Here is a 10,501-nt window from a genome sequence, read left to right as displayed (position 1 = left end):
CAACGCGGCGGCGCTGACGGCGAACCTGGATCTGGTGATCTCGCCGGCGATGTCGGCGGGGGAACTGGCGGGAGCGCTGGGCGTGCCGGTCTGGCGCTTCGGCAGCCGCGACTGGACGCAGCTGGGCAGCGGGGTGCGACCCTGGTTCCCGTCGATGCGCCTGTTCCAACCGAACGCCGGCCAGGGGTTGGAGGCGGCGCTCGCCCGCATCGCCGCCACGCTGCGGGCGTCCGCGGCGCCGCATCCGCCCGGCCGCACCCCACCGCTGCCGCCGGACGGGGACAGCGGCGACCCCGCCCCGGAGCCTGAGCCAAGCCATCTCCTGGAGCAGGCGGTGGCGGCCCACCGCGACGGCGACCGGGCGACCGCGGCCGAGTTGTACGAACGGGTGCTGGAGCGACGTCCGCAGGACCCGGTGGCGCTGCATCTGTCGGGCCTGCTGGCCCACCAGTCCGGCGCGCCGGAGCGTGGCGAACCGCGGATCGCCGCCGCCGTGGCGATGGTGCCGGAATATGCGACGGCGCATATCAGCCTGGGCCACGTCCGCCTTGCGCTTGGCCGGGTGGCGGACGCGGCGGCGAGCTTCCGGACCGCGCTGGTGCTGGACCCCGGCGACGCGGCGACGCTGAGCAACCTTGGCAACGCCTTGAACGCCCAGGACCACATCGCCGCGGCGGAGCGGGTGCATCGCCGGGCGGTCGTCGCCGATCAGGCCTTGGCCGAAGGGCACGACAATCTGGGGGCGGTGCTGGCCCGCCTCGGCCGCTGGAGCGAGGCGGACCGGGCGCACGCGCGGGCGCTCGACCGGGCGCCGGCCCTGGTCGCGGGCTGGGTCAACCGGTCGGTGACGCTGCGACGCCTGGGGCGGCTGGTGGAGGCGGAGCGGGCCGGGCGGACGGCGCTGGCGCTGGATCCGACGGCGACCGACGCCATGGCCAACCGCGGGCGCCTGCTCCGGGAACTCGGGATGGAGGAGCCGGCGCTGCTTTGGTGCGACCGTGCACTGTCGGTGGCGCCCGGCCACCCGTCGGCCGCCTTCAACGGCGGTGTCCTGCGTCTGGCCCGCGGTCAGCTGGAGGCGGGATGGGCCGGTTACGACCGCCGTTTCGACGCCCGCGACCTGCAGGCGGCGGCCCGCCGCCCCGGTGTGCCGGCCTGGACCGGTGGGGACCCGTCCGGGCTGCGGCTGCTGGTGTGGCGCGAGCAGGGGATCGGCGACGAACTGATGTTCGCCCAACTGCTTCCCGACCTGATCGCGCGCGCCGGTCATGTCGTGGTGGAGTGCGACCCACGCTTCGTGCCGTTGTTCGCCCGGTCCTTCCCGCAGGCGACGGTGCGGCCGGCGCCTGCATCGCCCGATGCCCCGGTTTCCGGGATCGACCGCCACGTCGCCATCGGGTCGCTGGCGCATCGTCGCGGAGGGGCGCTGTCGGCCTTCGACGCGCTCGGCCCGGCGCTGCGCGCCGACCCGGCGGCGGTGGAGCACTGGCGTCGCCGGCTGGCCGGGCTGGGGGAGGGGCTTAGGGTCGGCATCGTCTGGCGCAGCGGTCAACTTGATCCGGACCGGGTGCCCGACTACACGCGGATCGAGGATTGGGGGCCGGTGCTGGCGTTGCCGGGGCTGGTGCCGATCAATCTGCAATATGGCGACTGCGCCGAGGAACTGGCCGCTGCCGGGCGTGCCTTCGGCCGGGCGCCGCACGCCTTCGCCGACCTCGATTTGCGGAATGATCTGGACGGTGCGGCGGCGCTGACCGCGGCGCTGGATCTGGTGATCTCCCCGGCGACCTCCCCCGGAGAACTGGCCGGCGCGCTGGGGGTGCCGGTGTGGCGGTTGGCGCGCCGCGGCGATTGGACGCCGCTCGGCACCGCGGTGCGGCCGTGGTTTCCGTCGATGCGCCTGTTCCAGACGGCACCCGGCGAAAGCGTGGCCGATCTGGTGCCTCGGGTGGCGGCGGAACTGCGCCGTCTGGCACCGGATTCACGAGTGAAGACCTCCTGACCCCGGTGTCCTACCCGACGGCAGCCCGGCGGGGCCGAAGCCTGCGTGGCGTATGAGCGCAGCGGTCAGGATGTTCCTGACCGGGTCTGATGGGGGCGGAGTGTTAAAAAAGCCGGGCTGAGGCAGTCCGCCTCAACCCGGCTTTCGTAGCCTTACCGGCTGAAGAGCCGTGATGTGATTGGGGGGATTAATTCATCGGGCCGACGCGCGTCAGGCGATCGATCTCTTCCTTGACGTGCAGCTTTTCCAGCTTGAGCCGTTTCACGGCGCTGTCATCCGGCCAGGAGCGTTTTTCCTCGTCGAGGATCGCGCGGTCAAGGCGCATGTGCTTTTCTTGCAGAGACGAAAGGCGAGCTTCAGTGTGCATGAGTCGCTCTCCACTAGGATCAGTCCGGGTCCCGCCTCAATGTGACGGGTCGGTGAACGCAGTGTTCACCCTTACGAAGCGCCGAACAACCCTAATCTTACGTTTTATGCGGTCAAAACATGCGAAAAAATGCCTCAACCGTTCGGAGGTATGACGCCTAGCCGCAGAGGGGGGTCTTGAAACCTCTTCGCGCAACACCGTGTGGAGGGAGCAGCCCCTTTGGGTTCGGGCTACTCCGGCCGGTGGCCGTTTTCACTCGTCGGGTTGAGGCGCCGTAACCGGTCGAATCCGGCGTCGGCCTGCCGCCGGTCGCCGGCCGCCCGGGCGATGACGGCGAGAACGCGCAGCGAGTCGGCGTGGTCTGGCCGCAGCGCCAGGGCGCGCCGGCCGCAGGCGGCGGCCTCCTCAGGACGGCCGAGCGCAAGCAGGATGGTTGCCAGACGGGCCGGCGCCGACGCCATGGTCGGGTCGAGCCGGGCGGCGTGGCGCAGCGGCTCCACCGACGCGGCGGGCTGGCCGGCCTCGTCCAGGGCGATGCCCCACTGGCGGAACACCGCGGCGCCACCGCCGGCCAGTGCCGCCCGGCCATAGCCGGACGCGGCGGCCGCCGGATCGCCGCGCTCGCGTTCCGCATGGCCCAGCCCCTCCAGCGCCGCGACCAGGTCCGGCTGCAGGGCGGCGGCGTGGCGGAAGCGGCGGATGGCGTCGGCCGGGCGGCGCAGGGCGCGCAGGACCTTGCCGTGGTTGACCGCCGCGTCGGCGGCCAGCGGATCGACCCCGACCGTGCGGGCCAGAAGCCGGTCGGCCTCTTCCAACCGGCCGAGTTGGGCGACCAGCAGGCCGCAGCGGTGCAGCGCCTGTGGCTGCGCGGGTTCGGCGCCGAGGATGCGGCGGTACAGCGCCTCCGCTTCCTCGTATTGGCCGGACTGGTGCCGGTCGAAAGCGGCCGACAGCAACGCGGCGACCGTAGCCATCGCCGCCGCCCTAGCCCCGTGACGCCGCCGGGACGAGCCAAGCCAGCGCGCGAACCGCTTGGCGAGCCGCGTCGGCCAGCCCCTGCCCGGGCGGCGGCTGGATCAGCCGCATCGACGGGAACCACGGCCGCACCCCGGCCCCCATCTGGGTCCAGTCGCGGGTGCCGAGCCGCCAGGTCGGGGTTCCCACCGCCCCGGCCAGTTCGCCGACCGCCGTCGCCGGCGCGATCACCAGATCCAGGTTGGCGATCAGCGCCGCCACCCCCTCGAAATCATCCTTCAGGTTTAGGTCGTCCCAGCGATGCAAGCGGCGGCTGGCGGTTTCCACCCGCGCCAGTTCAGCCGTGCAGTCGCCATATTGCAGGGTGACGACGCTCACCCCGGCGAGATCGAGCAGGGGCAGCCAGTCGGCAAGGCCGGTGTAGGCCGCCTGCCGCTGGGCGGTGACGACCTGGCTGCGCCACGCCAACCCCACCCGCAGGCCGGGCAGCGCCGCCACCCGGTCGCGCCACAGCGCCACCCGCTCCGGGTCTGGGCGCAGATAGGCCGGCCGCGGAGGGAAGCGGTCCAGCCGGTCGCGCGCCAGGGCCGGCAGGTTGCCGGCCGCTGCCTGAAGGTCGCAGTCGGGCGGGTCCACCGTCTCGTTCCCGGCGGCGTCCGCCGTCTCCGCCCGCACCGCGACCCAGGGGAAGGAGCGGGCGAACAGGCTGACCAGCCGCCGGTCGCATTCGACCGTCACCGGCCCATCGAGCCCTTGGAGCGCGTCGAAGCAGGAGGCGAACAGGATCTCGTCGCCCACCCCTTGTTCCGACCAGACCAGCAGCCGCCGGCCGCCCAGCGCCTCGCCGTGCCAGGACGGGCGGTCGATGCGGCGGGCGCGCTGCAACTGCCGGGCGGAAAAGCGCCGGGCATAGCCGGCCCAGCCGGCGGCGATGCGACCGTCGGCAAGGTCGATCAGCCCCATGTTCCAGGCGGCGAGCGCGAAGTCGGGGTTGAGCCGCAGGGCGCGGCGCAGGTGGTGCTTGGTGTCCGCCTCCCGTCCCTCCAGCATCGCCATGGTGGCGAGGTTGTTGTAGGGGTCCGGCATGTCCGGCTGCAGGGCCGCCGTCCGGCGATACTGCGCGGCGGCCTCGGCGGTGCGGCCTTCCAGTTCGCGCGCGTGGCCGAGGTTGGTCTGGGCCGACGGGTTCTCCGCCGCGACGGCGATGGAGCGGCGGTGCAGCCGCACCGCCTCGGCCACCCGCCCGCCGGTCTGGTGCACCAGCCCCAGATGGGTCAGCGCTTCCCGGAAGTCGGGGCGCAGCGCCAGCGCGCGGGTGAAGGCGTGGGCCGCCTCGCCGTGGCGCTTCTCCGCCTCGTACACCAGGCCGAGATGGTTCCAGGCGCTGGCGAAGTCGGGCTCGCGGCGCAACGCCTCGCCGATCAAGGCCAGGGCGTCGGCCGTCCGGCCGGACTGGTGGTGCACCAGCCCCAGCAGATGCAGCGCGTCGGCGCAGGCCGGCGAGGTCCGGCCCGGATCGGCGTCGAGCGCGGCGCGGTACGCCGCCTCCGCCTCCACCAGCCGGCCGGCCCGGTGCAGGGCGACCGCCTCGTTCAGCAGGTCGTCGAAGTCCCGAGACGGCGGGGTGGTCGTGGCCGGCGTCGTGGCCGGCGGCTGCCGGGGCGCCTCGACAGGGCGGGGCGGCGCCGGCAGGCTCGCCCGCAGCGCAGCGGCGATGCCGGCGAGCGCCGCCTCCAGCCCCCGGCCGGCGTCCGGCTGGAACAGGCGCATCGACGGGAACCAGGGTCGCACCCCGCTGCCCAACTGTGTCCAGTCGCGGCTGCCGAAGCGCCAGACCGGCACGCCCAACGCCCCCGCCAGTTCCCCCGCCGACATCGCCGGCGAGATCACCAGATCCAGGTTCGCCGTCAGCGCCGCCGCGTTGTCGAAATCATCCTTCAGGTTCAGGTCGGACCAGCGGTGGATCGTGATGCCGAAGCGCCGCTCCGCCGCCGCCAGTTCCGCTTCGCACTCGCCATACTGCAGGTTGACGAAGGTCACGCCGGGCACCGCGAAGACCGCACCCCACTGGTCCAGCATCGCATAGGACGCCCGGCGGTCGCCGGTCATCAGCTGGCTGCGCCAGCCGATGCCGACCTTCAGCCCCGGCTCCAGCGCCGCCAGGCGTTCGCGCCAGCGCGCCACCAGCGCCGGATCCGGCACCAGCCAGGACGTCCGATCGGGAAAGCGCTTCAGATCGGCGCGCAGCAGACGCGGCAGGCTGCCGGCGGCGATCTGCACATCAGCGTCGCGCGGGTCCACGCTTTCCGCCCGCACATCGGCGCCGGGGAAGGAGCGCGCGAACAGCGGGACCAGCCGGCGGTCACATTCGATCACCAGCCGCCCCGCCCGCCGCAGCGCGTCGCCGTAGCAGGAGGCGAACAGGATCTCGTCGCCCACCCCCTGCTCGCGCCACACCAGCAACCGCCGGCCGGCGATGTTCTCGCCCCGCCACGTCCGCATCGCCAGCCGGCGGCGCTGGGCACGGAACTGGGGTGTCGCGAAGCGCCATTCGTGGTCGGTCCAGCCCGGCCGGAGATTGCCGTCCTCCAGCAGCAGCAGCGAACGGTTGTAATGGGACTGCGCATGCTTCGGATCGGCGTCGAGAGCGGCGGTGAAGGCAGCCAGCGCCTCCTCCCGCCGGTTCTGCCGTTGCAGCAGATAGGCGAGGTTGCCGTGCGCCTCGGCCAGCGCCGGATCGCGGTCGATCGCGGCGCGGTGGCACGCCTCCGCCTCTACGACCCGGCCCAGCGCCTCCAGCGCGTTGCCGCGGTTGGTCCAGGCGACGGCCAAGCCAGGATCACAGCGGGCGGCCCAAGCCAGCACCCGCTCCGCCTCGGCGAAGCGCTCCGTCCGATGCAGGGCGCCGCCCAGGTTGCTGAGCAGGTCGGCCGCGGCCGGGGCCAGGGCGACCGCGACACGATGGGCGGCCACAGCCTCCCCCGGATCGACGGTCAGTTCGCCGCGGTGGCTGTGGACCAAGGCCAGATCCGGCCGCAGCCGCTGGGCGCGGGTGATCGCCGCGCGGGCGGCGGCCGGCGTCGCCGTGTCGTGCCCCATCCGACGCAACAGGGCCGTCCGGTTGATCCAGTGCTCGGCAGCGTCGGGTTGGGCCGCGACGCTGTTGCGCGACGCCCGCTCGGCCGCGTCCATCCGGCCGAGCGCCTGCAACGCCTCGCACAGGGCGGCGTGCGCCGCCGCGTTGGCGGGTGCGGCCGCTGCGGCGCGTGTCAGCAGCGCCGTTGCCTCCTCCCACGCTCCGCGCCGCTTGGCGAGCACGCCGGCCAGATGCAGAGCGACCGGATGACCAGGGGCGCCGCCGGGAGTGGCCTCGATCACGCGGCGCACCAGCGTCTCCGCCGCCGCCGCGTCGCCGCCGCGATACAGCGCGACGGCTTCCGCCGTCCGTCGATCCAAATCGGCAGCGCCAAGCTGTTCCGCTTTGCGGTCGGCCGCCAGCCGCCTCAGCCGGCCCAGCTCCGACGCCACGCCGGCAAGCGCCGCCTCCAGCCCTTGGCCGGCGTTCGGCTGGAACAGGCGCATCGATGGGAACCAGGGCCGCACCCCGCTGCCCAGCTGCGTCCAGTCGCGGCTGCCGAAGCGCCAGACCGGCACGCCCAGCGCACCCGCCAGTTCCCCCGCCGACATCGCCGGCGAGATCACCAGATCCAGGTTCGCCGTCAGCGCCGCCGCGTTGTCGAAATCGTCCTTCAGGTTCAGGTCGGGCCAGCGGTGGATCGTGATGCCGAAGCGCCGCTCCGCCGCCGCCAGTTCGGCCTCGCACTCGCCATACTGCAGGTTGACAAAGGTGACACCGGGCACCGCGAAGACCGGACCCCACTGGTCCAGCATCGCATAGGACGCCCGGCGGTCGCTGGTCATTAGCTGGCTGCGCCAGCCGATGCCGACCTTCAGCCCCGGCCCCAGCGTCGCCAGACGTTCGCGCCAGGACGCCACCAGCGCCGGATCCGGCACCAGCCAGGGGGCGGCTTCCAGGAAGTCCGCCAGGCGGCGTCGCAGCAAACCGGGCAGGTCGCCGGCCGGCGCATGGGCGTCGACATCCGGCGGATCGATCCGCTCGCGGCCGTCCGGCCCGACGGTCAGGGCCCGCACGGTGGCGCGCGGGAAGGAGCGGCGGAACAACGGCACCAGCCGCTCGTCGCATTCGACCACCACATGACCGGCCCGCGCGATGATGTCGGGGTAGCAGGAGGCGAACAGGATCTCGTCGCCCACCCCCTGCTCGCGCCACACCAGCAGCCGGCGCCGCGCCGGATCCTCGCCACGCCACAGCGGTGCGGCGATCCGCCGGTTCACGTACCCCTTGGCCCGGAAACGCCAGCGGTAATCCTCCCACCCGTCGGCCAGCGCGCCGAGCGTCAGCCGCAGAATGCCGCGGTTGAGATGCGCCGTTCCCAGGGTGGGATCGAGGGCGAGCGCCCGCGACATCCACCGCTCGGCCGTGGCGTCCTGGTGAAAATTCCAGACCAGCATGCCGAGATTGCCGGCCGCCTCGGCGTTGCGGGGGTCGATCGCCAGGGCCTTGCGGTGCGCCGCCTCCGCCTCGGCGATGCGGCCCTGAATCTGCAGCGCAAGACCATGGCCGGTGAGGGTCGCCGGGCGCCGCGGGGCGATCGTCAGCGAACGGCGGTACAGCCGTTCGGCTTCGGCCACCTCGTCACGCTCCAGCAACAGGCCGGCCAGACCGGCATAGCCTTCGGCGTTGCCGGGATCGGCCGCCGCCGCCATGCGGTACAGCGCGTCGGCCCGGCCGCTGTCCTTGTCCGCCGCGCAGGCGCCGCCCAGATTGATCAGCGCATTTCCATAATCCGGGCGCAGACGCAAGGCACGCCGGTACCAGCGCGCCGGCTGCTCCCACCCCCGTTCCGGGTCGCGACGGTCTTCGAGCGCGGTGCCGTGGTTGTTCATCACCATGGCGTCGTCGGGGCTGAGCGCCACCGCCCGGCGCAGCACCGGCGCCGCTTCCGCCGTGGCCCCGAGGTCAAGCAGGGCGACGCCCAGGTTGTTGCAGGCGCCCTGCAACGACGGTTCCCGTTCCAGCGTCCGACGGAACTCCGCCGCCGCCGCCTCCAGCCGACCAAGCCCGAGCAGCGCGTTGCCGCCGGCGAAGCGCAGCAGCACATTGCCGGGATGCGCGGCCACCGCCGGTTCCAGCACCGCCAGCGCGTCGGCGTAGCGCGCCTGCGCGTTCAGCAGCCCCCCCAGCTCACCGGACAACTCCTGGTCGCCCGGCGCGTCGGCCAGCGCCCGGCGCAGACAGGCCTCCGCATCGGGATGACCCAGGCCACGCAGGCAGATCGCCAGATGCCGCCATGCCGACGGGTGCGACGGATCGGCCTTCACCACCTCGTAGAAGGCGTTGGCCGCCGGGGCGATCTGCCCCATTTCCCGCTGGAGGATCCCGTAATTGTAGCGGGCGGCGAGGTTGCCGGGGGCCATGGTCAGGGCGCGGGCGTAGCTCTCGGCCGCCTCGCCCTGCCGGCCGAGGCGCTGGAGCACCGTGGCGCGGTTGCTGTACGCCTCGGCATAGCGCTCGTTCTGCTCGATGGCCGCGGCATAGGCAAGCAACGCCTCGTCCAGCCGGCCCAGATCGGCCAGCGCGTTGCCCAGGCTGTTGAACGCCGCCGGGAACCGCGGCTGCACCGCCAGCGCCGCGTTCAGCCCGGCGAGGGCCGCCCCGGCCCCCACGGTCTGGTGGGCGACCAGCGCCGCAAGGTGCAGCGCCACGGCGTCGCCCGGATCGTCGGTCAGCCGCCGCCGGTACAGCGCCAGCGCATCGGCCAGGCGCCCATCGCGATGCAACGGCAGGGCGGCGTCGAGCAGATCGGCGGTCGTCACGGCATCGGGTCGGTCGTGGAAGAGTCGGCACCGGTGTCCGGCGCCCCGTCGTCAGCGAGATCGTCGGTGGAGGCGGATGCGCGGCCGTCCCCCTTGAACATCTTCCGGCAGAGCTTGAGCGCGCGGTAGAAGTTGCGCCCTTCGACCAACCGGGCGATGTCGTCCAGCGTCTTGGCCGCGTCGGGGCGCGCCGCGCGGGTCTCGTCCAGGATCGAGGCGAAGCGCTGCAGGTTCAGCGTCGCATCCTCGGGGAAGATGTAGACGAGCTGGATGACGAAATAGAGCTTCTTCTCGATGCTGTCGATCTGCTCTTCCTTCAGGACCTCGCGTCCGCGCAGGAAATTCGCGGTGTTGTAGAGAAAGAACGACCCCGGACGATCACCGGCGCCGATGACGGCCCCGTTGATGATGACCTTCTCGTTGGGGCGGAGAACGAATTTGAGCGGCATGAGTGGGGGACCCGGGGCTTGTCGACCGGCGCCGTCCAGCCTTTGCCGGTCCGGTTCGGCCCAAAAAAGAAACGGGCGGCGGCCTGATGCCGCCGCCCGCCGGGCGTAATCTACCCGAACTCCCTACCCGAACTCTACGCCTTAGAACAGGCGCAGGATCGACTGCTGCGACTGGTTGGCCAGCGAGAGGGCGATGGTGCCGAGCTGCTGCCGCGTCTGCAGCATCAGCAGGCCGGCGCCTTCCTCGTTCTGGTCGGCCAGCGTCAGCTTGCTGGCGCCTTCCGTCAGCACGTCGCTGAACTCCTTGGTGAAGTTCTCGCGGGTCGTGATGATGTTCAGGTTGGTCGACAGCGACTGCGAGGCCGAACGGATCGTCTGCTTCGCAGCGTCAAGGCCGGAAACCGCCTTGTCGATGTCCGAACGGTCCATCCAGCCGTTCTGCGCCTCGTCGAGCTTGAGGCCCTGGCCACTGGTGGTCAGGTTGACCGCGCCCACCGTGATCTTGTTGGTGTTGGTCTCGTTCAACTGGACGGTGATGTCGTTCGACGAGTTGGCGTCGGAGATCTGCTTGGTGACGATGTTCGCCGAGCAGTTCGCCGAAGCCGCCTTCTTGATCGTCGCCTGGTCCACGTTCACATGGACGGTGCCGCTGTCGAACGCGAAGGCCTGGTCGCCGTTGGCCAGCTTGGCATCGCCCTGGCTGTTCATCCCGTCGCGGGTGACCTGGGCGCCGTTGGAGTTGGTGACCTGGATTTGCAGATCGACCTTCTTCTCGATGGTCGAAATGCCGTTGCCCTGGTTGTTCGCCGC

At 72.2% G+C, this 10,501-nt stretch carries 6 protein-coding genes; 1 reads left to right on the top strand and 5 read right to left on the bottom strand.

Annotation, left to right across the window (positions count from 1 at the left end; translation table 11 throughout):
• Window positions 1-2,002: tetratricopeptide repeat protein (locus tag TSO352_RS21280; RefSeq protein WP_146210811.1), on the top strand; the 2,002-nt coding region annotated here is incomplete at its 5' end.
• Window positions 2,003-2,189: 187 nt separating this feature from the next.
• Here TSO352_RS21280 and TSO352_RS21275 read toward each other — a convergent pair.
• From TSO352_RS21275 to TSO352_RS34065, 5 genes are all read right to left on the bottom strand, one after another.
• Window positions 2,190-2,369 (bottom strand): YdcH family protein, encoded by a 180-nt coding sequence (locus TSO352_RS21275; RefSeq protein ID WP_109109228.1) that lies wholly within the window; start codon window positions 2,367-2,369, stop codon window positions 2,190-2,192.
• A gap of 230 nt (window positions 2,370-2,599) precedes the next feature.
• Window positions 2,600-3,343, bottom strand: coding sequence for a tetratricopeptide repeat protein (locus TSO352_RS21270; protein ID WP_109109227.1), 744 nt, complete (start codon window positions 3,341-3,343; stop codon window positions 2,600-2,602).
• Window positions 3,344-3,353: 10 nt separating this feature from the next.
• Window positions 3,354-9,242 (bottom strand): tetratricopeptide repeat protein, encoded by a 5,889-nt coding sequence (locus TSO352_RS21265; RefSeq protein ID WP_109109226.1) that lies wholly within the window; start codon window positions 9,240-9,242, stop codon window positions 3,354-3,356.
• Window positions 9,239-9,691, bottom strand: coding sequence for a flagellar biosynthesis repressor FlbT (locus TSO352_RS21260; RefSeq protein WP_247872293.1), 453 nt, complete (start codon window positions 9,689-9,691; stop codon window positions 9,239-9,241). The genes TSO352_RS21265 and TSO352_RS21260 overlap by 4 nt, the downstream gene beginning before the upstream one ends.
• A 141-nt stretch (window positions 9,692-9,832) precedes the next feature.
• The coding region (locus TSO352_RS34065) for a flagellin (protein WP_282183896.1) at window positions 9,833-10,501 on the bottom strand (669 nt) is incomplete at its 5' end.

It is taken from the genome of Azospirillum sp. TSO35-2, assembly GCF_003116095.1.
In the GTDB taxonomy this organism is placed as follows: domain Bacteria; phylum Pseudomonadota; class Alphaproteobacteria; order Azospirillales; family Azospirillaceae; genus Azospirillum.
This window is presented reverse-complemented; position numbering and strand designations above follow the sequence as displayed.

What these genes read in the sequence shown, in the direction of transcription:
- TSO352_RS21275 (WP_109109228.1), bottom strand. Translation starts at nt 2,369, where the DNA reads ATGCACACTGAAGCTCGCCTTTCGTCTCTGCAAGAAAAGCACATGCGC.
- TSO352_RS21270 (WP_109109227.1), bottom strand. Translation starts at nt 3,343, where the DNA reads ATGGCTACGGTCGCCGCGTTGCTGTCGGCCGCTTTCGACCGGCACCAG.
- TSO352_RS21260 (WP_247872293.1), bottom strand. Translation starts at nt 9,691, where the DNA reads ATGCCGCTCAAATTCGTTCTCCGCCCCAACGAGAAGGTCATCATCAAC.